The following is a 22,300-nucleotide window of genomic DNA, read 5'->3' on the forward strand; positions in this document are numbered from 1 at the left end:
TAGAGGTTTTTTCATGCAAGTTTATTTAGTAGGCGGTGCGGTCCGAGATCAGCTTCTGGGTCACCCCTATCACGAAAAAGATTATGTAGTTGTCGGTGCAATGCCTGAACAACTGCTTGCCCAAGGTTTCCAACCTGTAGGTAAAGATTTTCCTGTTTTTTTACATCCTGAAACCAAAGATGAATATGCGCTGGCCCGCACCGAACGTAAGTCAGGGCATGGTTATCATGGCTTTGAGTTTTATACCGACAGTACCGTTACCCTAGAACAAGATTTAATTCGACGTGATCTTACCATCAATGCCATTGCCATGGATGATGAAGGCACACTGTATGACCCCTATGGTGGCCAGCGCGACTTAGAGCTGCGTGTTTTAAGGCATGTTTCTGATGCTTTCGTAGAAGACCCTCTACGCGTCCTCCGTGTTGCACGATTTGCTGCACGTTATAAAACCCTAGGATTTACGGTAGCCGAAGAAACGTTGGCACTGATGCAGCAACTCGCAGACTCGGGTGAACTGGAGGCACTAACTCCTGAACGCATTTGGAAAGAAACCTCTCGTGCTCTGATGGAAGATCATGCCGATGAATACTTTGAAGTGCTACGTCGCTGTGGTGCTTTAAAAGTACTTTTTCCAGAAATCGCGGCACTTTACGGTATTCCACAGCGCCCTGAGTATCACCCTGAAATTGACTGCGGTATTCATACCATGATGTCATTACAGCAAGCATGTCGTGCCAACTACGCACTGGATGTTCGTTTTGCTGTTTTAGTACATGACTTAGGCAAAGCTTTGACACCTGTGGACGAGCTACCGCGTCATATCATGCATGAAGAACGTGGGGTCAAACCTGTGACAGAAGTGTGTGAGCGTCTAAAAGTTCCAACGCAGATGAAACAGCTCGCAATTACGGTCTGTAAAGAACATTTGAAATGTCATCAAGCTCTAACCTTAAAACCAGGCACTTTATGGCGCTTACTGCAACGCTTAGATGTACTACGTCGTCCAGAACGGGTTGAAGCCTTTGTGCAGGCCTGTGAATGCGACTCACGTGGTCGTTTAGGGCTTGAAGACCGTGAATACCCACAATCTGCATATATTTTAAAGGTGATGGATGTTGTGCGAAATATCAAAGCGCAAGACCTACCTGCGGATATTAAAGGCCCGGATATCGGTGAAATGCTGATAGAACGTCGAATACACGCGATTGGAGAGCTAAAGGCTCAGTACAGTTAAAACTTGATCGACTCAAATAAAGCGCCACAATCGGCGCTTTATTTAATTTCACTTAAGAAATGGATGCGGGAAAGGTAATCACCTTTTCCAACTGCATGTGTTCTGTTGCAATCATTAACAAACGATCCACACCTAAAGCAATACCTGCACATGCCGTCATTTGAGGCAAAGCAGCCAATAAAAACTCATCGATCGGCATCACATGTAAGCCTAACTTTTCACGTTCAGTATTATCGGCTTCAAAACGCGACCGCAACACCTCCGCATCAATCAACTCATCATATGCATTGGCGAGTTCTAAACCTTCGATATACAGTTCAAAACGTGCCGCAACCCATTCACCGTCTTCATCCGTTTTAGTTTTGGCAAGCGAGGCCAACTCTGGCGGAAAATCGGTCAGAAATACAGGCGTATCAAAACCTAGACTTGGCTCTACAAAATGTGAAAAAAGTAAATCGATATAGCCCAGTCGGTCATCGCCCAAGTCCAAATTTAAACCTACACGATTACAGCAGTCTTTTAACTCTTTCAAACTGGCTTGCAGTGGGTTCAGATCCAAACGATCCATAAACGCATGCTTATAGCTCAAAATGGTAGGGCGAACCTCACCAAAACGCTGCTTTAATGTGACATTCAATAAATCTGTCACTTCAAACATCAAATCCTTCAAGCTGAAATTCGGTCTATACCATTCCAGCATGGTAAATTCACTATTGTGTTTACGACCATGTTCATCATCACGGAAGACTTTACAGATTTGATAAATTGGCCCACTACCGCTGGCCAATAAGCGCTTCATGGCAAACTCAGGTGATGTCTGCAAATAATGCGTTTGTTGCTTACCTTGTACATGGCGCTGCGCTTGAACCGAAGCCAAATGCACATCGGTCACACCAGCTTGAGATAAAACCGGGGTTTCAACCTCAAGCACTTCACGTTCAGCAAAAAACTGACGAATTTGGCTATACATTTGCGCACGCGCTCGCATGGCTTTTAAGTCACAGGTTGGCTGATAATGGATCACGTCCTGACTCATGCCTTTGGTCCTCCGTGTGCAGCCCATTCACGGCGTAATGGATAAGTCTTTCTTAAATGATCAAAGGCTTTTTGATCGATCATCCCCTCTTTTAAGCAAGCACGTAAAGCGTGATCATCTCGTAAAATTGGGTAGATTTCATTTAAATGCTGTTGAAGTGCAGATTTCAAATCTTGCCCTTCAAAATATTGCGCGCACACAGGCAACTGCGACTCGAAGCTTTTATGGGCTTCAAATTGGAAAGTTTTACAGAAAGCCTCGTAGATCATTTGTGTACCACGCGCCTTGCCTTCTAAACTATAGCCTGCGATATGTGGTGTCACCACACTTACGGCTTTCAACACTTGTTCAGAAATCACAGGCTCATGCTCAAAGACATCTAGTACCACTTTGCGCTGCGTTTTTTCGATGTCGGCCAATAAAGCTTGCTCTTCAATCACAGGTCCACGCGCAGAATTAATCAATATTGCTGTCGTTTTCATCGCAGCGAAAGCTTCGGCGTTGAACAAATGGTAGGTTGGATGTGATCCTGTTTGGGTTAAAGGCACATGCAATGAAATTGCATCGGCAGTACGCAACAACGTATTTAAATCGACCTGCTGAATCGCATCTTGCTGTACAAAAGGGTCATGACCAATCACATTCCAACCCAAGAGTTTAGCCATATAAGCTAAGCGAGAACCGACATTTCCTAGGCCAATAATGCCCAAAGTAAAACTTTCTTCAGCGTTCAGCAATGCTGGATTCAAATGAAGTAAAGCTGTAATCACATATTCAGCCACCGCCTGCGCATTACAACCTGCGGCATTCGCCCATTGAATATTCTGTTTCTCAATAGCTTCAATATCTAAATGGTCTGTACCAATCGTGGCACTACCTACATATTGAAGTGTGGTGTTATTGATTAATGCTGGATTGACTTGCGTCACAGAACGCACCAACAGTGCTTTGGCATCTACAACATCGGCATGCGTTAAAGTACGCCCTGCTTTGTGCTCAATTTCACCAAATTCGGCAAAAAAATAATCGGTAAATGCGAGATTTTCATCTGCCACGATTTTCATAATGTCTTCCAACGCTTTGTTGGCTCTATGATAACCGTTGCACAAGCGCAACACTATGTTGCTCTGCAATACATCTGAATAAACAGTCACGATGTTTCATCTTCATGGTGAAAAACCGAATACTTTAAAGACTGGCTTTATCTAGATTGACTTCATTCAAAAGACTAAAAAACATGCAGTCAACTCAGTACGTCTTATGACAATACAAACCATTAGACAGATAATTCAGAACTGCTAAAAAAAACCTTCTCCCAACATTTCAGAGAGAAGGCAAAACCTCAAGCAAGTAATAAGCGAGATGAATTATTTAGATTTATAAGAGAGTTTCATCCCCACGATATAGCCTGTATTGTCCTCAAACTCGCCAACAATACGACGATCCGAAGTTTCACCTTCCGCATCACCAAACCACATATAGCGACCACCTACGCTGAAAGCCATTTTTTGACTAATATTGTATTTAGCAGCCAAACCCGCACCCCAATAACCCTTCACAGGACCTAAAGTTGGTGCGGGGTCACCTGCACCTGAGTCCCATAAACCAGAGACTGCAATTGCTAAATTTGGCGACAATTGTTTGCCTAATCCAATTTCGACTGCCAATTGATCTTCAGAATAATCAACTAAAGGTAAACCTTTACCTAAAGCTTCTGTCGTTGCTGCTTTCAGTACTGGTGGATAGTAGGCAAAATCACTCCATGGTACATAACGAACTTTTGTATATACAGCAGTCGTTGCATTGAGGCCTGTTTGCAGATTTAAATTCACAGATTCAGGTGTCGTAATAGTCCCTGAATTACTGTGGGAATAATCCTCTGTGAATACCATGTCTGCTAATGGCACATCTTCATTAATCGTTGTTTTATGCTCAACTTCCGAGCGATAGGTTAATGAAGCCAAAATCCCCATTTCAGGTTTGGCATAGCTTAGACCTGCAACCCACCCTACCGCGATGTCATCAAAATGATTGTTATAACCACTATTTGCTCCATAAGTTAAACCACGTAAATGAACATCAGCTTGAAGCTGCTGAAGTACTGGACCACCATAAATCATGACATTTTTATTTAGGTTATAGCCTAAAAGTGTTGTGATGTTTTTCGATTTCACATCTACACGTGTATTGGCATCTCCTGCTGGACGGTCTGTTGCAATGAAATTATTATCACCCTCAAACTTTACTTTAGCACCAAAAGGTTCGTCATAAATCACTGCAAGGCGTAACTTCGGATTTATGTCAGTTTTTACTGCATAATTAAGCATTTGGAAGTCTTCAGCCATATCTGAAACTTTGTTTCCACTGCTGTCTGTACCTGTGATATCAGGTGAAATATAGGTATAACCGACTTCAGCATAAGTGCCAGATTCAAATAAAGCATCTATTTGTTGTGGCGAACGTTCAAGACCAGCGGCATAAATCTGGCCTGCACATACGGACAGTATCGCCCCAATGAGATGCTTCTGATTCAATTTCATTTCTATTCCTTTAGTTACGTTTTAAAAAGTGAATACTTGTCATTCATTCCGTAGAAAAGTATTCATCTTGTTGAATTAAATAATCTTTATTTAATTCAATGAATTGCCTAATGGCGTATTAAGGGACATTGAGTCCAATGTCTTTAACTGGGTATTTCTTAAAAGTACTCATGTGGTAACGCACTAGATTCAAAGCACGTGGATAGCCCCACTCAAAACCATGATGGCTTGGAATTTGTTCTTTCGGATCGATATATAAGTTGTAGGCCCAAGGCGCAGGATTGGCAGCAGACATGACTGTGCTATCAATATTCTTGCGTGGTGATGTAGTTTCCATGACTCTGAAATGCACTTTAAACTCATTCCAACGTAATGCAGCGAACTGATTCCCTGAATAGAAAAATGAGGTTTCACGGTTTGATTCGCCATCATCTGCAAGCAAGAAACTCGTTTGATCAATACCATCGAAATAACGGTCTTTTGGGATTTGGTTGCTTTGTCCGCCCAATGCAACGGAAGTATTAAATAAGTCAAGAATGTCAAAAATACCGTCGCTGACACGACCTGCTTTAATCATACCTGGCCAGTATGCAATACCGGGTACACGGATTCCCCCTTCCCATGTCGTGCCTTTGCCACCTTTCCAAGGATGAAAGCCTGAATCTGGCCATACATCCTCATTAGCACCATTATCAGAAGTGAAGAACACCACTGTATTTTCAAGTTGCCCCGTATCTTTTAAAGTCTTCATCAGGCGACCAACGATGTCATCGACTTCAACTACACCATCTTTATAAGGGTATTTTGCAGGGCTTTTTCCTGCATATCCTGGTGCTGGATAATTGTCATTATGTACCCGTGAAAAAGAATGAACGAGATAGAAAGGTTCATTTTTCTTGCCTGCACGACGAATAAACTCATCAGAATAATCTGCAAACTTTTGATCCATCCGACTAATATCATCAATCGTTTTAATCGACTGCTCGACCTTTAATGGCCGACCTTTGACACCACTGGTAATTTCAGGCGGTTGAATTGAACGCATTGCTTCCAAACGCTCAGGGTCATGAATCAAATTTGGGTATAAACGCTCATCTGTCATTTCGCTTAAATTAGACACCACTTGTAAAAAGCCGAAATATTCGTCATAACCATTTTGTTGTGGATAAGCACCTTCGATTTCACCCAAATGCCATTTCCCGATCATGCCTGTGTGGTAACCCGCTTTTTGTAACAATCCAGCGGCAGTCACTTCACCATCCCATGGATTTGCTTTAAGTTTTTCTCCTGTCAGAATCGGTCGAACCAAACCTGTTCGAACTGGTAAACGTCCTGTCATCATGGCCGCACGTGAAGGTGTACTCAGCGGTTGTGCGTAGAAAGAAGTAAAGAGCAATCCCTCTCGAGCCAATTTGTCGATATTTGGCGTTGGTGCACCAACTGTTGTACCACCACCATTGGCACCAATATCTCCCCACCCCATATCATCTACAATGAAAATTAGAATATTTGGAGTACGACCTGTTTTTTGTTTGTATGCATTCAGTTTTTTCTGGGCTGCCGCACTTTGCGCTGGATGAATGATCGCAGGCTCCATGTTTTCAGAAGTAACCACCGCCTTTAAAAATGGATCATCAGCAATCGTTTTACCTTTTTGATAACTTTGCTGAGGTGCAGCCTGTGTTGTAGCAAAAATCGTAGATAATAAAGTAGCCCCAATAGACAAACACAATTTAGACTTTTTGATATGCATGATATCCTCATTGACCGTTTTTAGTTACAGGTATCCCTACCAGCTTTTGCTCGCATTTAAATTTTTATAAGTAATGTGTTAGGTGTTACAAATGATTCGAGAAATCTAGATTTTTGTTGCTAGAAATCTCAGTAGACACACAAAATAAGCTTGATATAAAAAGAAATATGTTCTGTGTTTAATATATTGGTTAGTCATCTAGATCCTACATCCTTTTTTGAGCACAACTCTTATGCATACCCTACATAAGAGCTATATGTTTGTTATCTTCGAATTCGGTTACTTGGTTCTATTCGTATTCGATTTCACATCGATATTTTTTAAATATGCTTTAGATTTTAAAGAAACCCACAATCATCCCTAATAGTGGGTTTCTTTAAAACATGACTTACGATTTTTCACTCCGAGCCGGAGTATTTAATCTGCTTCAGAAGATTAGCAGTCTTAAAGCGTAGAACAACCATCCGAAAGAATGGTTCTAGAATGGTTTAGAAGAATAAATCATCAAATAGAAAGGTTTTTGGTGCGACCACAGCCTGTAGCAGCACCCTATACAGAATGTGTTTAAATTTATTGTTTAAATTTCCACCATATCGAAGTCAACTTTACAAACCCCACAATCAGGACAGGTCCAGTTTTCAGGAACATCTTGCCATGGCGTACCCGCAGCAATTCCCTCCTGTGGCTATCCGAGTTGCTCATCATAAATCCATCCACAAACCAAACATTGGTAGCGCTTCATGTTTAGTCCTCGTGTATAAGGGATGACTGACAAAACAATCCCGTAAACTTCTGCTGAATTTTCTGTTTGGCTTTAGGGTAAATATTCATTTTACTGAAATCACCGGCATAATGCTCCACCACCCGTTGATCCATCAATTTAAACCACCACTTTGGAATTAGTGCTGGTAGAATCATGGCCCCATAACCTGCTGGAAGCTGGGGTACGTCTTCATAGTTTCTCAGAGTTTGGAAACTTCGCGTTGGATAAGCGTGATGGTCAGAGTGACGCTGCAACTGATACAAGAATAGATTCGTCACCAAGTTGTTATTGTTCCAACTATGTTCTGGCTGGGTGCGTGCATATTGGCCATTTTCAAGCTGCTCCCGCTTTAAACCGTAATGCTCAATATAATTTACGACTTCAAATAACGTAATACCGTACAAAGCTTGAGTGGCTTGGGTAACCGCAATATTTTTACCAAAACATTTTAACATCGCCGCATGATAAAGCCCTGACATCGCCCAGCCTTGCAACAACTCATTCTTGAGTGACCAGAATCCATGCCCTTGACGCTCTAAACGTCGAGTTTCAATTTCAACTGCCGACTTAAAACTACCCACCACTGTTCTTGGCCAAAACTGCCAAAAAGACTCGCCCATTTGCGAAGAAGCGGGGTCCTCAGGTGTCGCCACACGGCGATGGTGCCCATAAGGATGCTCAATTCGAAAATGATTATACGCCGTCGGTGCCAACGCCAAATGCGATAACATTTGTTCTAATTTATTCGGTTTATGACTCAGTTCATGCGCAGTATTAATCGCAACACCATTCAGCACCCCCAATAACGTGCCAATAAGCACACGATCATGTGTTGGGGTGCTATCACGACTGGCGAGGTACAAGGCATAAAAGTTGGCACTGTATTGCAGCGGAATAAATAACTTCACAATACGGGCATAGTAGGGATCGGCCTCTAAGGCTGCAATTGCAGCATCAGGTGGGTTTTCACTGTCTTCACCAATCAATTTGTCCAAAGCTGGCATGAGCACGTGCATAAAAATCGGGCCTGTCGAGGCAAACACCGAACGTAGTTTTTTGGGGCCAAACTGATAGCCTGCCAAAGCACCCATAGCAATACACGGGTAAGCCAAACCAAATAACCATAAATGCCGTTTTTTATCCTTAAACTGATGTTCACTGTGCTGCTGCTCAAGCAAGGTCAGTGCATTCATGCGGTACTCCTTTTTATTTTAGATAGAACGCTTGCTCATTATTGGTAAAATCAGTTGTGATAATTATTCATTTTCAGACATAGTATATTCAAAACAAGACATCACTTTAAAAATATGAATCCTCACATTCCATCTATTCCAGCCCGATATTATTTGCGTTTGCTGCCTTTATTGCTGCAACGCGAGATGGATTTGACTGAGCTTTTTCAGCTGTTAGGAACGGATTTGAGCAGCTATGTACAACAGGAGGATGCCAAGCTTTCTCTGGCACAAATTGAAACCTTGGTCAGCTATTTACTTAAATTTCCAGAAAACCGTGATTTGGCATTTGAGCTCGGTCGCTCCTTAAAATTGAGTGCCCATCATTTGGTGGGCTATGCCTTACTCAGCTGTGAAAATGTCATGCAGGCCTTAGGCGTGATGTCGCAATATTTCAGCTTAATCATGCCGAACTTTCGACTAAAAGTGACTGAGTTAACAAACGTCGTGGTTTTAGACATTCACCCGCTGCAAGCCATGAGCACGCTCACATTGAATTTTCATTTAGAAGCCATTGCAGTAGGTTTTTGCAGCAGTTTTGCAGAATTACTCAATCACCAAGTTAAACCCTATGACATTCATTTATCGGTGTTTCAACCGACTTATGTACAAGCTTTACAGCAACTCAAGCCCGCTCAATTTCACTTTGGTACACTCATTCGTCCTAGCATTAAAATCTTTATTCAAGCGGATAATTTAGACACGAAGCTCCCCAAAGCAGATGCATTTTCATTGAACATTTTGGAACAACAGTGCCGCGAACAACTGAAACAAATCAGTTTAGATGGAGAGATTATTGACTGGATCAGCATGATGCTCCGCGAAGCATCTCCTCCGCCAAGTTTTGAAGACTGTGCACAAATGTTGAATGTCTCAAGTAAAACCCTGCAGCGCTACTTAAAAAAGCAGGGTGCCAATTTTAATACCATTCGTAAGCAGGTCATTTTAAGCCGTGCTGAGCATCTGCTGATGCACACCAACAAAAGCATCACCGAAATTAGTTTTGAGCTGGGCTACTCCACGGCAGCGAATTTTTGTAGGACATTTAAAGCTGAATTAGCTACCACACCACAGATGTATCGGCTAAATTCCACGCCGAAGATAAGCTGAACTTTTTAGCCTCAATAAAGGATGCTTTAAAAAGAGTTCATAACGAATGAAACAATGATTATCCTGCCAAAATAAATGTCGAAATGCCTGCTAGTTTTTATTTCAATATCAATAGTAATTTGATATATAACTGTATAATAAAACAGATTTTAAATTTATTTTTTGGGGCAAGGATGCGCGAAACTGATCACGAAATTATTCAACTTTTTAAACAACACGTTCACCCGCTTTCAAGCAAACTCACCGAAATGTTAAATGAACATTTCTCCCACCAAACAGAACGTCGTGGTTGCGGCTATACGCAGGCGACACGTGTTTTAGCGGACTATATTAACAGCCCCAGACTCAGCCAAGATTTTGCCGACTTAAAACTGTTTGACCAATACGAAACCAAGACCTTAAAAGTATTGCTTGAGCAATCGCAGTACATGATTTCAGATTGGCATAATTTAGATTTGAATGAGAAAATTCAACCGCTGCTCACAACCGAAAACAGCTCTGAATTTGCTCAGCAAGTGCAACGTCAGCGGCAGTTACAACTACAATTACGCAGTATCACCGCACAAGCGCAACTGGAAGAAACTCAAATTTTGTGCCAACTGATTGCCGATATTATTCTCCCGCAAAACACAGCGAAAACAGGTTTGGTTGAGCTCAAAGCCTTGGATGAAAAACCGAAAGTCGGTTCTTGCCCCATGGCTGAAAATTTCTTTCTTAAAATTGCCCATGGCCGCGTCTTAAGACAGGGTGAACTCAATATATTTGTCGATGAACAACAGCAGCCCTTATTGCTGGAAAAACTCAATATGGGAGATGATCATTCTTGTATTAGCCTCAAACCGATCCTGATGAATGGGGTGTGTTTGCCTGCGGGTTCATTGTTCTCAGTCAACTATGATCGCACAGCCATTCAAAACAAAACTCAAAACCAGCAATACAAAGGTTATGTAATTCCCTATTCTGAGATCAACGGCTTTTGGTTTTTAAGACTCACGACCTTAGCCATTTCTCCTGAAAATCGTGCACGTGCTTTTACAACACATTATCAGCAGCAAGTTGAAAATGGTTTATTTAGTCCGGGAACTACACGCCTACAACAATTGGTTGATGTCGCGACAGCGCAAATACGGAACTAAACGCATGCTACAGGTTTGCTACTCACCAGATTATTATGCTCAGACCCATACCAACAGTATGGAAAAACTGAGCGCTGTGGCCGATGCTTTAGATTTGCTTGGTATCGCGCAGTTCCACCGCCCTGAAAAGCTCTCCATAGATATTTTAAAACAACTGCATGATCCAAAATATGTCGATGCTTTTGATACAGGCTTCCCTGAAAAGTTAGCCACGTTCCAAGGTTTTAAGCCTTGGAATACTCAACTGCGTGATGCGGTGTACCAGATTAATGCAGGGCAACTCCTCGCAGCAGAATTGGCATTCAAACATCAAATTTCGGCCAATATTGCACAAGGCTTTCATCATGCGGTTTACGAACACGGTGGGTCTTTTTGTACCTTTAACGGGCTGGCTTTGGTCGCGCAACAATTTCCAGATAAACGTATTTTCGTGCTGGACTGTGATCAGCATGGCGGTAATGGCACGGCAGAATTTACCCGCCGTTTTGACAACTTTTTTAATTATAGTATCTATGGGTTGGCTTTTGGCTGTCCGACCTACGAACGTTCAGAAACCTATCATGTACACAAACATCAAGGAAACTTCAGCCAATACATTTTAGCAATCCATCAAGCTTTTCAACGTGCCCTAGACTGGAACGCTGATTTAATTATCTTTCAGGCGGGAATGGACTGCCATCAAAATGATCCTTGCGGCTCATCATGGTTCAGCACAGAACTGATTGAAAAACGAGATGAAATTGTGTTTCGCTTGGCCAAAAAGCATCAACTGCCTTTGATGTTTGTTTTAGCTGGCGGTTATCAAGCACTACCAGAACTGGTCAAGCTTCATGTGGGAACGTTTCAAACTGCTTATCAAACTTACTATGCTGAATAAAAAATGCCAGCATATTGACATACACTGGCATGGATAGTTCGGCTATTTAATTAAGAAAAATCAAGCTCTTTCTCAAAACCTTTTAACTCATAACGCGCCATCGCTAAGTTAGACTTGGTACGGTCAAGTACCAAATATAAAAACAATGTTTCATTGCTATCAAGCGGACGAATCAAATGATATTGCTTACCCAAAGTAATCAAAATATCTTCAATGTTATCGTTTAATTGTAATGCTTTCGCAACCTTGCGCTTAGAACGTACAACTTCAGTATTACCTGCAGCTGCTAATTCTAAGTCCACACCACTCCCCTGAGTCGCGAGTGCTAAGCCACTGTCACTGTCGACCAGCGCAGCAGCAACAAAACCATCAATCCCTGTTAACGCATCTAAACTAACACGTGCCATCTTATTCTTACCTCTAGTTATAGGGTTACCCCAAAAAATTTAAAGACCTAGTTTCTTACGCAACTTTCCAATAAAACCGCGTAATTTATTCATTTGTCCTGTTTCTACTTGTTGTGTATCTACCTGATACTTCACTTCATTTTGATCAATAAACCGACCTAATTGCAGTAGAACAGCACATGCTACAAAATTCAATACCCTTTCATTACTTAAAGTTAAGGATTGTTTTACTTGATCAATTTGTGCGCCTTGTGAGAAGGACGTTGCCATCTTTAAAAAGTCACGACGTTGTAAATTTTTTTCAAACTGAGGCCATATTTCAAGTTTAAAGTTCTGATTCAAACTGATCTGCGGTAACTGAATCGCAGGTGAAGCATTCACCACTTTCCATAGCCAAACTCTTAAGTCATAAACGTCTTTATCTTTAATCGTATCTTGGACCAACTGCGCAGTTGCATACGTTTGGTTCAAGGTCTCATTAAACTGAATCTCTTTATTCGGCTCGACCCAAACACGTTCGGTCCGTGTATCGACCAAAGCGAGAAAACCATGGGCATCGAACAACTGAATATAGCCATTACGTGGTGTAAAAATTTCGCTAAAAACCTGTTCCGTGGTCATTACTGGGTTCAGCACTGTAGGCATAACAGATTGAATAGGCATAATGACTTCAAGCGTTGACTTCACAGACGCGGTAAGTTCATGTTGTGATACTACCTTTCTAGATAACCAATCATGCAAATGCTCTATGTTTGAAAATGGATAGAACAATTGATCTCCGACAATGTGCCCTGCATTTTCAACCTTTTTGACCAGACGCAAATACACAATATTTTGAATAGTCAGCAACTTTTGAATGCCAGGTGAATTAAAAAAAACATCATTGACCAGCAATAAATCGATTTTTTGCTCAGCAAGATTGACCCATCTCACATTCAAATTTTCAGGTAAAGACAGTAAAATTTGTTCTTTTAGTTGCTCTAACGAGTTTAAACTTAAACCAAATACTGCAATATTTATTACGTTTTTCATGCCCAAACCCACAACAACCTCACCCTTCAAATCACTGCATCACGCCGATTGATATAATTAAAAATTAATAAATATAGAATTTCTTATGATGCAATGCTGAGCGGTGCATTGCTTAATCGCGCACTTAACTCTTTGTAGTAATACAGCATCTGCCCCATCAGAATATCTGTGTGCGTGACAGCCACCATGACCATAGGATGCAATGGATGGTTGACAGCCGTTAAAAAGACTTTGCCATTGTCCGCATCAAGGGTAATGGTTTGGCACCCCATCAATTGAATTTCTGTAATAAATGCATTTACCATAGCCAAGATAGAGCTGCTGACTGCTGCAATTTTTCCTGTATTGTCGATATTTTTCTTTGAGGCCAAAGCAAGCTCAAAACCATCCGATGAGCACAACATCACAAAGTCGATGCCTGTAACGGTATTTAAAAAATGTTGTAACTCGATGTGAGCAGATTCAATCAGTGCTTGCGGAATTTCACGTGAACTATTCATTTATTCTACCTATGCAACTGCAGATTCTGCTTGCATTTCTATTGTTGTAATTAGTGTTTCAATCATCAGTAAAACATCATCTTGTTCACGCGCATCAACGGCAAACAGCGGAAATTGTTTTTGATGGATCTGCATCCAATCACGGTAAATTTTGAGCTTATGTTCATCTTCTTGATCTAAATGTGTAATACCAACCACCACATTTGATCCATACTGCTCAAATGCTTTTAAATAAAACTCTAAATCTTTTAAACGATCTGCTTGGCTATGATCAATCAAGATCACGATTCCTATTGCACCCTTACAGACAATAGACCACATAAAATCAAAACGATCTTGGCCTGGAGTACCGTACAGGCCTATCTGCGTACCGTCATCAAGGCTAATTTCACCGTAATCAATACCCACAGTCGTCAAAAATTTATGATGTGCTTCGGTATCAGTGTTTACTGCTTCTGTCGTCACGACAGGAATATCAGACAATGCTTGAATGGCCGCAGATTTTCCTGCCCCCATGGTTCCTCCGAAAACAATTTTGTACTGCTGTAGTATCATCAAGAAGCCCCAAGAACAACAAAATGCCTAATAAGTCACATTATATTTAATTTTATTGACAAAAAACATCAAATTTTAAACCATTCAGTAAAACTCACTTACACATTCCCCTACTTTTTGTATACCTTTTAAGCTTTTTTATACACACGTATATCATTTAAATTAACTTAAGTATTTGTCTTTTCTTATTATTTAAATTAAATAATAAGAATCATACTCAGTTAAGTAGTGATTGGCTTTTTTTACCAGACAAAATTCAATCTATAACTCAGATCAAAAAATATATTTGAAATATTTTTTTCAATCAATAAAACAAGAAACTTCACGTTTTTCTTATACTTAGTCGATGGACTCTTCGCTTAATTTCTATATTTAAACAAAATCTCACACGTCGATTTTGATTCTTTATTCGGGCTTGAACTGTACTCTTTGGCTTATTCAAAGAAGGGATAAGTTTTTTTCTAGTGGTTTATTTTCATTACAGAATGAAACTGGTAAGGCTCATCAGAGCTGTAATCACGATGAACTTTGAAGAGGCTTCAGTTATTCGATGCATTTATCTCACTAACGTTCTCATCATAAAAAAATCCTCCAAAGTATTGGAGGATTTTCGGTACAGATTGAAAGTAAGCTTATACTTGCACACTCACTTGACGTTGCTGTCGTGACGCTGGCAAAAGTTCTTCGAACATTTGCATCAGTTCAGAGTTCTCAGTTTGCCATTTCGGCTGCTTGTCTTTATCAATCAACAAGGCACGGACACCTTCAAGCATGTCACCCTGCTCAAACCAAATATCTTGTAAATCACGCTCCAATTGCATGCACTGTTCTAACGATAGCCCGCGCCCTACATGCTGAAGTTTTAGGCTGATTTGCTTGGCTAGCAAAGAACGCTGTTGTAAATTTGCTAAGATCTTTTCAGCCCAATCCATATAATCACTATCTAATGTATTGGCAAGGCTGTCTTCAATTTGGGCCAATTCAGCATGAGAAAAATGCTGGCGAATCGCATCTTCATACTGTTTTAATTCACTAGGCGCAGGTTCTCTTAAATAACGCGCAATAGTCTGTTCAATAGATTGTTGGGTTAATTGCGCGGCATGTCCCAGTTCTGTTTGTAACTGCTCTAAGTGTTCACTCGGCACCAAGTAATCAATTAAATCTAAGTGCAAAGCATCACTACTACTAATCTGTTCACCCGTCACTGCCATATACACACCGATATCGTCTAAACGAGACAGAAAATGGGTTGCACCGACATCGGGAAAAAAACCGATCGCGGTTTCTGGCATGGCAAAACGTGATTTTTCACTGCTAACAATAATCTGGCAAGCTTGTGCCAAACCAAAACCACCACCCAAAACATAGCCATCTAAAAACACCAATACAGGTTTCGCATATTGGCGCAGGCTTTTTAGCATGTGATATTCATCGGCAAAATAGCGCTGATAATTGGCAGTTCCATTTTGATAACTATCATAGAGGAAGCGAATATCCCCACCTGCACAAAAGGCTTTCGGGCTATTGGAGTTAATCAAGATCGCTTGAACTTGTTCGTCCTCGCGCCACAGTTCTAGCTGCTGGCTAATGCCATGAATCATACTTAAGGACAGTGCATTCAGATGACTCGCGCGATCTAGCGTAATCACGCCTAAATGCCCTTGGAGGCTGATCTGTAAATTATTTTCCATGCGCAGACTCCTTTTATTGATTTTTAAATTGTGCTGGACGCTTTTCCACAAAGGCTTTCATGCCTTCTTTCTGGTCAGACGTCGCAAAGATGGAATGAAAAGTACGACGCTCAAAGCGTAATCCTTCACTTAAACTCACTTCAAAAGCACGATTAATGCTTTCTTTTATCATCATGGTGGCAGTGAGGGATCTTTCCGCAATTTTTTCCGCAGCTTCTAGGGTATAAGCCAATAATTCTTCTTTCGGTAGCACACGCGCCACTAAACCACTTTGCTCTGCCTCAACCGCGCCCATTTGCCTTGCGGTTAAACACATTTCCATGGCTTTGGCTTTACCCAATGCCAACGTTAAACGCTGCGTTCCACCAATACCAGGAATCACACCGAGTGTTACTTCAGGCAAACCAAATTTGGCATTATCCGCACAATAGATAAAATCGCACATCAGGGCCAACTCACAGCCGCCACCCAGTGCATAACCACTCACCGCAGCAATCAAAGGTTTACGACGCAGCGCAATTCGATCTGCTAAATGGAAAAAATCATCAAAATAGATATTCGGGAAATTCAGCTCTGCCATTTCTTTAATATCGGCACCAGCGGCAAAGGCTTTTTCCGAACCCGCCAACACCATACAGCCAATTTCAGCATCGCGTTCAAATTGGTCTAAGGCTTGGTTAATTTCAGCAATCAGTTGACTATTCAAGGCATTCAACGCTTTAGGACGGTTCAAGGTAATCACCCCGACGCCTTTACGCTTTTCAACTAAAATCGTGTCCCACTGTAAATCTTCGATGAATGTTTTTTCCCACTGCATGTTGCGATCCTTCTTCTATAAACCAGTGCACATGTAACGTTAAAATCTCGTGATCACTCACATGTGCAAGGGTCAGTTTTTTCGATATTGGCTTTATAAACTACGGGCAATTACGAGGCGTTGGATATCACTGGTGCCTTCGTAAATCTGACAAATTCGGGCATCCCGATAAATTCGCTCAATCGGGAAATCTTTCAGATAGCCATAACCCCCAAAGATTTGTAAGGCATTTGAACAAACCCGCTCGGTCATTTCAGAGGCAAATAATTTCGCCATCGAAGCTTCAGTTAAACACGGCTGACCCGCTTCTTTTAAACGCGCCGCCTGATGCATCAACTGACGTGCCGCGGCAATTTCTGTTGCCATACTGGCCAGTCGGAACGACACCGCTTGCTGCTCAAAAATTGGCTTCCCAAAAGCTACACGCTCTTTAGCATAACGGGTGGCTTCCTCCAAAGCAGCACGCGCCAATCCAACAGCCTGCGCGGCAATGCCAATACGCCCACCTTCCAGATTCGACAAGGCAATTTTTAAACCTTCACCCTCTTTACCCAACAACATGCTTTTGTGCACACGTACATCAGTCAAGGCAATTTGGCAGGTGTCAGAGGCATGTAAACCCAATTTTTCTTCGACCCGAATCACTTCATAACCCGGCGTATTACGCGGGACTAAAAAGGCACTCATACCTTTTTTTCCTGCGCTCGGATCGGTCACGGCAAACACAATAATCACGCCTGCATTGTGTCCTGAAGTAATAAATTGCTTGGCACCATTGATAATGTAATGGTCACCATCTTTCACGGCGCGGGTTTTAATGGCTGCGGCATCGGAACCTGTGTGTGGTTCGGTCAGTGCAAAAGCGCCAATCATTTCCCCTTTGGCTAAAGGCACGAGGAATTGCTGCTTTTGCTCCTCAGTACCAAATTTCAAAATCGGCACGCAACCCACTGAATTATGCACACTCATAATGGCTGAAGTTGCACCATCCGCAGCGGCAATTTCTTCTAACGCCAGTACATAGGCCAAGTTGCCTGTTGCCGATCCACCCCATTCTTCAGGCACCAACATGCCCATAAAACCCAATTGCCCCATTTGCTGTAAGGCTTGCGCAGGAAAAGTTCCCTGTCTATCCCACTCACTGGCATAGGGTTTAATTTGTTCTTGGGCAAAGCTTTTTGCCATGTCCTGAATCAGGACTTGTTCTTCAAAAAACATACCTTGTCGATCCCACTCACTGGTATTCGGTTTCATCTGTTCTTGGGCAAAACTTTTCGCCTTGTCCTGACTCAGGACGTGTTTCTCAGTGAATTGCATAAATCCTTTCCTTACAATCTCTTCAATTTAAACAGTAGCCGCAGTTTGTTGTTTAGCAATTTCCTGATTGCGCAGTAAAAAGCGTTGAATCTTCCCACTTGGTGTTTTTGGAAGTTCAGTCACAAACTCAATCAAACGCGGATAGGCATGGGCAGATAAGCGTTTTTTCACAAATTGGCTCAGTTCATTTTCGAGTTCAGTACTGGCTGCACTTTCACCCGATAAAATCACAAAAGCTTTTATGACTTCTGTACGCTCAGGATCAGGCACACCAATCACGGCTGCTTCAATCACTGCATCATGCTCTAGCAAGGCACTTTCGACATCAAAGGGACCTACGCGATAGCCTGAAGTGGTAATCACATCATCACTGCGTCCGACAAAACTCATGCTGCCATCAGTATGTATTTCAGCGGTATCACCGGTTAAATAATAATGTCCAATAAAGGGTGATTTACGACTTTCTTGATAACCGCCAAACCACATCATCGGAGATTGGCTAATATCCACCGCTAAAATTCCCGGACTATCTGCACCGAGTTCATTGCCCTGTTCATCTAGTGCCACAACACGATAGCCGGGACTGGCAAAACCGGCCGATCCTGCTCGAACCTCGTGTTCCAATGCATGATGATTACACACCACCATCCCGACTTCAGTTTGACCATAGTGGTCAAAGATCGGGGCATCTAACACTTGTTTGAACCAGCGAAACACTTCAGGATTCAAGGGCTCACCTGCACTGCTGACGACACTGAATTTGCCACGGAGTTTCGCCATTTGCTTTGGATCGGCCGCCATCATCATGCGGTAAGCTGTGGGTGCACCTGCCAAGTTATTCACGCCATAGTCATCAACGATCTGGCATAGACTGTCGGCGGTAAATGCGCCTTCATAAAAAATGGTTGGATGACCCAATAAGAGCGGGCCTGTAATGCCGTAATACAACCCATAGGCCCAACCTGGATCGGCAATATTCCAAAACGAATCTTCAGCTCTTAAACCAATCGCATCTTGCATATAGGCACCAAATGCAATCAGCGCTTTGAGTGGCACTTGCAAGGGTTTAGCAGGGCCTGTCGTACCCGAAGTGAACATCAACAAGAACGGATCTTGGATGTTCATCATCTCCAATTCGCACTGATCAGATTGGCGATCGACCTCTGCCCAAAAACTATAATCTCCTTGATACAGCCCTGTACCTTTGGCTCCCGTGACCGTCACAATGGCAGGGCAACCGTCTACTTCATGCAATTTGTCGCGATTACCGACATCGGTGACCACCAATTTACTTTGAGCCAACTGTAAACGATGCTCAATGGCTTTCGGTCCAAATGCAGTAAATAAAGGTTGATAGACTGCACCAATTCGCCATGCCGCTAAAATGGTAATAATCAGCTCAGGCGTGCGTGGCAATAAACCCGAAACACGGTCACCTTTGCTAACCCCTTGCGACTTTAAAAAGTTAGCAAATTGGCTGGCACGTTGTTGTAACTCTCGAAAGGTATATTGCTCTTTACGACCATCTTTACCCTGCCAAAACAAGGCAATCTGCCCCGGCAAAGCATGCCGATCACAGCACTCATAACACGCATTCAGCGCATCGACTGAACCTGATAGAAACCGTTGCGCAGCCTGCTGTAAATCAAAGCTTTGCTGCGCTTGTTGATAATTTGAAGTCATCCTTTCACCTCAGTCACATTTTTTGTTATTCACGACAAGGGTTTTTTATCGGGTGCACTCATTGCACCCTTTCATTTCTTTTAAATCAATTTTCTCGGGGTAAGTATTGCTGGATAATGCTAGAAAAATCTAAATGCGCATTGCCTTGTAAACACAGTTGTTGATAAAGCTGCTGTGCTAAACCACCGAGTAATACAGGTTGCTTGACTTGGCCTGCCGCTTCAATGGCCAAACCTAAATCTTTGAGCATGAGTTGCGAGGCAAAACCGTCGGTATAACCACGTCCTGCGGGTGCATTCGGGCTAATGTCTGGCCAAGGATTACATATTTCAGAACTCCAGCAACGACCACTTGAACTATTGATCACCCCTGCCAGCGCATGTGTATCAATCCCCAATCGGCTGCCCAGTGCCATGCCTTCTGCCACCGCTGCCATCGAAATGCCCAGAATCATATTATTGCAAATTTTAGCAATTTGCCCTGCACCGACCGCACCACAATGCACGGTGTTTTTCCCCATCAAACCAAGAATGGGCTTCACTTGCTCATAAGTCGCATCATCGGCACCGACCATAAAAGTCAAGGTACCTGCTTTGGCACCAATAGTGCCCCCAGAAACAGGTGCATCGCAGACCTGAATCTGATGCTTTAAGCCTTCAGCCGCCACATCTTTAATGGTTTGCGGATCAATGGTACTGGAATCGATACATAAGCTGCCTGCCCGCATGACTGCCAAAATCCCAGTTTCCCCCAAATACACTTCACGTACATGCTTGGCTGCGGGTAACATGCTAATCACCACATCTGCTTGCTCAGCAGCCGCCTGCGGGCTGTCACAGACAATCCCGCCACTTTCGGCAAACTGCTGCAAGGCTTTTTCACTCAGGTCATAACCCAGAACCGTTTGCCCCGCTTTGAGCAGGTTCTGCGCCATCGAACCGCCCATATTGCCTAAACCAATGAATGCTATCTTCATCTCGCTACTCCTTAGCGTAAACTGATGGTGGTATTGACTTCCCCCGCTTCTTGGCTGTCTTCAAACCAACGACTGGTAATAGTTTTAGTTTGCGTATAGAACTGTACCGCTTGTTTGCCATAAGGACCTAAATCACCCAATTTCGAGCCACGTGAACCTGTGAAGCTAAAGAATGGCACAGGGACTGGAATTGGAATATTGATACCCACTTGACCAATATCAATACGGTTTTGGAAAGTCCGTGCGACGGCGCCGCTTTGGGTAAATAAGCCCACACCATTACCAAATGGGTTGGCATTCACCAGTTCAATCGCCTCATCCAACGTATCCACACAGAGAATCGTCAGAACTGGACCAAAGATTTCTTCTTTATAAATGCGCATATCCGTCGTGACTTGGTTAAACACCGTTGCCCCGACAAAGTTGCCATTTTCATAGCCCTTGACTTGAATATCACGACCATCCAGCAGCAGTTCGGCGCCTTGTTCTACACCACTGTTAATCAGATCAATCACACGGGCTTTGGCACGCGGTGAAATCACAGGGCCAATGTCCGTATTCGGCTCATGTCCTGCATTCACACTCAAGGTCTTCGCTTTTGCAACCAACTCATTGATCCAGTGTTTACTGTCACCGACCATGACTGCAACTGAAAGCGCCATGCAACGTTGCCCTGCCGCACCAAACGCTGCTCCGACCATGGCATTTAAGGTTTGTTCTTTATTGGCATCAGGCATTACGACCACATGGTTTTTCGCGCCCATCATCGATTGCACGCGCTTGCCATGTTGACCTGCCAAGTTATAGACATGCGTACCGACAGCAGTTGAACCCACAAAAGAAATGGCTTTAATGTCTTGATGCGTACACAGGGCATCGACCACGTCTTTGCCACCATGCACTACATTCAGTACGCCTGCGGGAATACCTGCTTCGATTGCCAACTCGACCAACATCATGGTGGAGAGCGGATCTTGTTCAGATGGCTTCAAAACAAAGGTATTGCCGCAGACGATTGCCATTGGGAACATCCACAAAGGAATCATCGCAGGGAAGTTAAATGGAGTAATGCCCGCACAGACGCCCAAAGGTTGTTGCAAGGTATAGGTATCTACGCCACGTGCCACACCTTCGGTATATTCACCCATTTGCAAGGTGCCAATTGAACATGCATGTTCCACCACCTCTAAACCACGCTGAATATCACCTTCCGCATCCGCCAAGGTTTTGCCTTGTTCGGCTGTGAGTACCTGTGCAATTTTCTTGGCATTGTCACGAATCAGTTGCTGTAGTTTCAGCATAATGCGCATACGCGCTTGAATCGGGGTTTCTCTCCAACTCGCAAAAGCAGATTTTGCTGAGCTAATCGCGGCTTGTATTTCCTCAGGTGTTGCAAAAGGGACTAAACCAATCACTTCTTGGGTTGCTGGATTGATAATGTCTTGCCATTGTTGAGTTTTAGACTCGATAAACTCACCGTTAATCAAAAGTTTAGCTGTGGTAATTTGGATTTTAGAAACCGTATTCATAACCTCTCCATAGGCATTCATTTTTATTGTGTCATTGTTGAAATATACGACTTAAACCGTATATTCAATTTCTGCGTTTCAACTCAGACTAGCAAAGAAAACTTTGACC

General features: G+C 42.7%; 19 protein-coding genes and 1 pseudogene. 4 read left to right on the plus strand and 16 right to left on the minus strand.

Annotated elements, in window-relative coordinates; translation table 11 throughout:
* The first annotated feature begins 13 nt into the window (after nt 1–13).
* Nucleotides 14–1,237: a multifunctional CCA addition/repair protein gene (locus KVY11_RS02030; RefSeq protein ID WP_010326378.1), complete on the plus strand. Its 1,224-nt coding sequence runs from the start codon at nt 14–16 to the stop codon at nt 1,235–1,237.
* Nucleotides 1,238–1,289: 52 nt separating this feature from the next.
* Here the strand turns inward: KVY11_RS02030 and epmA are convergent, their stop codons facing one another.
* The 6 genes and pseudogenes from epmA to KVY11_RS02060 all read right to left on the minus strand — a co-directional run bounded on the left by epmA (nt 1,290) and on the right by KVY11_RS02060 (nt 8,522).
* A complete protein-coding gene (gene epmA / locus KVY11_RS02035) occupies nt 1,290–2,273 on the minus strand; it encodes an EF-P lysine aminoacylase EpmA (RefSeq protein ID WP_218287941.1) in 984 nt (327 codons plus the stop codon).
* Nucleotides 2,270–3,337, minus strand: coding sequence for a 4-phosphoerythronate dehydrogenase (locus tag KVY11_RS02040; RefSeq protein WP_218287942.1), 1,068 nt, complete (start codon nt 3,335–3,337; stop codon nt 2,270–2,272). The genes epmA and KVY11_RS02040 overlap by 4 nt, the downstream gene beginning before the upstream one ends.
* A gap of 303 nt (nt 3,338–3,640) precedes the next feature.
* Nucleotides 3,641–4,813, minus strand: a complete 1,173-nt coding sequence (locus KVY11_RS02045) for an OmpP1/FadL family transporter (protein WP_218287943.1) — start codon at nt 4,811–4,813, stop codon at nt 3,641–3,643.
* Nucleotides 4,814–4,931: 118 nt separating this feature from the next.
* Nucleotides 4,932–6,566 (minus strand): arylsulfatase, encoded by a 1,635-nt coding sequence (locus KVY11_RS02050; protein ID WP_218287944.1) that lies wholly within the window; start codon nt 6,564–6,566, stop codon nt 4,932–4,934.
* Nucleotides 6,567–7,143: 577 nt separating this feature from the next.
* Nucleotides 7,144–7,308: pseudogene (locus KVY11_RS02055) on the minus strand (rubredoxin).
* A 2-nt stretch (nt 7,309–7,310) separates the two neighbouring features.
* Nucleotides 7,311–8,522, minus strand: coding sequence for an alkane 1-monooxygenase (locus KVY11_RS02060; RefSeq protein ID WP_218287945.1), 1,212 nt, complete (start codon nt 8,520–8,522; stop codon nt 7,311–7,313).
* Between the two features lie 114 nt (nt 8,523–8,636).
* Here KVY11_RS02060 and KVY11_RS02065 point away from each other — a divergent pair, with 114 nt between their 5' ends.
* The 3 genes from KVY11_RS02065 to KVY11_RS02075 all read left to right on the plus strand — a co-directional run bounded on the left by KVY11_RS02065 (nt 8,637) and on the right by KVY11_RS02075 (nt 11,684).
* Nucleotides 8,637–9,671: an AraC family transcriptional regulator gene (locus KVY11_RS02065; protein ID WP_218287946.1), complete on the plus strand. Its 1,035-nt coding sequence runs from the start codon at nt 8,637–8,639 to the stop codon at nt 9,669–9,671.
* Between the two features lie 173 nt (nt 9,672–9,844).
* On the plus strand, nt 9,845–10,807 hold the full coding sequence (locus KVY11_RS02070) for a hypothetical protein (protein ID WP_218287947.1): 963 nt from the start codon (nt 9,845–9,847) through the stop codon (nt 10,805–10,807).
* A 4-nt stretch (nt 10,808–10,811) separates the two neighbouring features.
* Nucleotides 10,812–11,684, plus strand: coding sequence for a histone deacetylase (locus KVY11_RS02075; RefSeq protein WP_218287948.1), 873 nt, complete (start codon nt 10,812–10,814; stop codon nt 11,682–11,684).
* Nucleotides 11,685–11,734: 50 nt separating this feature from the next.
* Here the strand turns inward: KVY11_RS02075 and KVY11_RS02080 are convergent, their stop codons facing one another.
* The 10 genes from KVY11_RS02080 to KVY11_RS02125 form a co-directional block, all read right to left on the minus strand.
* Nucleotides 11,735–12,091 (minus strand): hypothetical protein, encoded by a 357-nt coding sequence (locus KVY11_RS02080; protein WP_087526884.1) that lies wholly within the window; start codon nt 12,089–12,091, stop codon nt 11,735–11,737.
* A 39-nt stretch (nt 12,092–12,130) separates the two neighbouring features.
* Nucleotides 12,131–13,123: a hypothetical protein gene (locus KVY11_RS02085; protein WP_256350547.1), complete on the minus strand. Its 993-nt coding sequence runs from the start codon at nt 13,121–13,123 to the stop codon at nt 12,131–12,133.
* An 83-nt stretch (nt 13,124–13,206) separates the two neighbouring features.
* Complete coding sequence (locus KVY11_RS02090) at nt 13,207–13,623, minus strand: roadblock/LC7 domain-containing protein (protein ID WP_218287949.1); 417 nt, start codon at nt 13,621–13,623, stop codon at nt 13,207–13,209.
* Between the two features lie 9 nt (nt 13,624–13,632).
* A complete protein-coding gene (locus KVY11_RS02095; protein WP_218287950.1) occupies nt 13,633–14,178 on the minus strand; it encodes an ATP/GTP-binding protein in 546 nt (181 codons plus the stop codon).
* Between the two features lie 632 nt (nt 14,179–14,810).
* The gene (locus KVY11_RS02100) at nt 14,811–15,875 is read right to left on the minus strand and encodes an enoyl-CoA hydratase/isomerase family protein (protein ID WP_256350612.1); all 1,065 of its coding nucleotides are present in this window, start codon (nt 15,873–15,875) and stop codon (nt 14,811–14,813) included.
* 7 nt (nt 15,876–15,882) lie between these two features.
* Nucleotides 15,883–16,686, minus strand: a complete 804-nt coding sequence (locus KVY11_RS02105; RefSeq protein WP_218287952.1) for an enoyl-CoA hydratase — start codon at nt 16,684–16,686, stop codon at nt 15,883–15,885.
* 93 nt (nt 16,687–16,779) lie between these two features.
* On the minus strand, nt 16,780–17,904 hold the full coding sequence (locus KVY11_RS02110; RefSeq protein WP_218288201.1) for an acyl-CoA dehydrogenase family protein: 1,125 nt from the start codon (nt 17,902–17,904) through the stop codon (nt 16,780–16,782).
* 126 nt (nt 17,905–18,030) lie between these two features.
* Entirely contained in the window at nt 18,031–19,686 is a 1,656-nt protein-coding gene (locus KVY11_RS02115; RefSeq protein WP_218287953.1) for an AMP-binding protein, read from the minus strand.
* Nucleotides 19,687–19,771: 85 nt separating this feature from the next.
* Nucleotides 19,772–20,662, minus strand: a complete 891-nt coding sequence (gene mmsB, locus KVY11_RS02120) for a 3-hydroxyisobutyrate dehydrogenase (RefSeq protein ID WP_218287954.1) — start codon at nt 20,660–20,662, stop codon at nt 19,772–19,774.
* 11 nt (nt 20,663–20,673) lie between these two features.
* A complete protein-coding gene (locus KVY11_RS02125) occupies nt 20,674–22,191 on the minus strand; it encodes a CoA-acylating methylmalonate-semialdehyde dehydrogenase (RefSeq protein ID WP_218287955.1) in 1,518 nt (505 codons plus the stop codon).
* Between the last annotated feature and the right edge of the window lie 109 nt (nt 22,192–22,300).

The sequence above is a fragment of the Acinetobacter sp. CWB-G5 genome (genome assembly GCF_019209785.1).
Lineage (GTDB): Bacteria > Pseudomonadota > Gammaproteobacteria > Pseudomonadales > Moraxellaceae > Acinetobacter > Acinetobacter johnsonii.

Bases quoted from the DNA above. Each gene is read 5' to 3' on its own strand.
- KVY11_RS02030 (WP_010326378.1), top strand. From the start codon at position 14: ATGCAAGTTTATTTAGTAGGCGGTGCGGTCCGAGATCAGCTTCTGGGT.
- KVY11_RS02040 (WP_218287942.1), bottom strand. From the start codon at position 3,337: ATGAAAATCGTGGCAGATGAAAATCTCGCATTTACCGATTATTTTTTT.
- KVY11_RS02125 (WP_218287955.1), bottom strand. From the start codon at position 22,191: ATGAATACGGTTTCTAAAATCCAAATTACCACAGCTAAACTTTTGATT.
- KVY11_RS02070 (WP_218287947.1), top strand. From the start codon at position 9,845: ATGCGCGAAACTGATCACGAAATTATTCAACTTTTTAAACAACACGTT.
- KVY11_RS02110 (WP_218288201.1), bottom strand. From the start codon at position 17,904: ATGTTTTTTGAAGAACAAGTCCTGATTCAGGACATGGCAAAAAGCTTT.
- KVY11_RS02050 (WP_218287944.1), bottom strand. From the start codon at position 6,566: ATGCATATCAAAAAGTCTAAATTGTGTTTGTCTATTGGGGCTACTTTA.
- KVY11_RS02075 (WP_218287948.1), top strand. From the start codon at position 10,812: ATGCTACAGGTTTGCTACTCACCAGATTATTATGCTCAGACCCATACC.
- KVY11_RS02080 (WP_087526884.1), bottom strand. From the start codon at position 12,091: ATGGCACGTGTTAGTTTAGATGCGTTAACAGGGATTGATGGTTTTGTT.
- KVY11_RS02105 (WP_218287952.1), bottom strand. From the start codon at position 16,686: ATGCAGTGGGAAAAAACATTCATCGAAGATTTACAGTGGGACACGATT.
- KVY11_RS02065 (WP_218287946.1), top strand. From the start codon at position 8,637: ATGAATCCTCACATTCCATCTATTCCAGCCCGATATTATTTGCGTTTG.
- epmA (WP_218287941.1), bottom strand. From the start codon at position 2,273: ATGAGTCAGGACGTGATCCATTATCAGCCAACCTGTGACTTAAAAGCC.
- KVY11_RS02095 (WP_218287950.1), bottom strand. From the start codon at position 14,178: ATGATACTACAGCAGTACAAAATTGTTTTCGGAGGAACCATGGGGGCA.
- KVY11_RS02060 (WP_218287945.1), bottom strand. From the start codon at position 8,522: ATGAATGCACTGACCTTGCTTGAGCAGCAGCACAGTGAACATCAGTTT.
- KVY11_RS02045 (WP_218287943.1), bottom strand. From the start codon at position 4,813: ATGAAATTGAATCAGAAGCATCTCATTGGGGCGATACTGTCCGTATGT.
- KVY11_RS02090 (WP_218287949.1), bottom strand. From the start codon at position 13,623: ATGAATAGTTCACGTGAAATTCCGCAAGCACTGATTGAATCTGCTCAC.
- KVY11_RS02085 (WP_256350547.1), bottom strand. From the start codon at position 13,123: ATGAAAAACGTAATAAATATTGCAGTATTTGGTTTAAGTTTAAACTCG.
- KVY11_RS02115 (WP_218287953.1), bottom strand. From the start codon at position 19,686: ATGACTTCAAATTATCAACAAGCGCAGCAAAGCTTTGATTTACAGCAG.
- mmsB (WP_218287954.1), bottom strand. From the start codon at position 20,662: ATGAAGATAGCATTCATTGGTTTAGGCAATATGGGCGGTTCGATGGCG.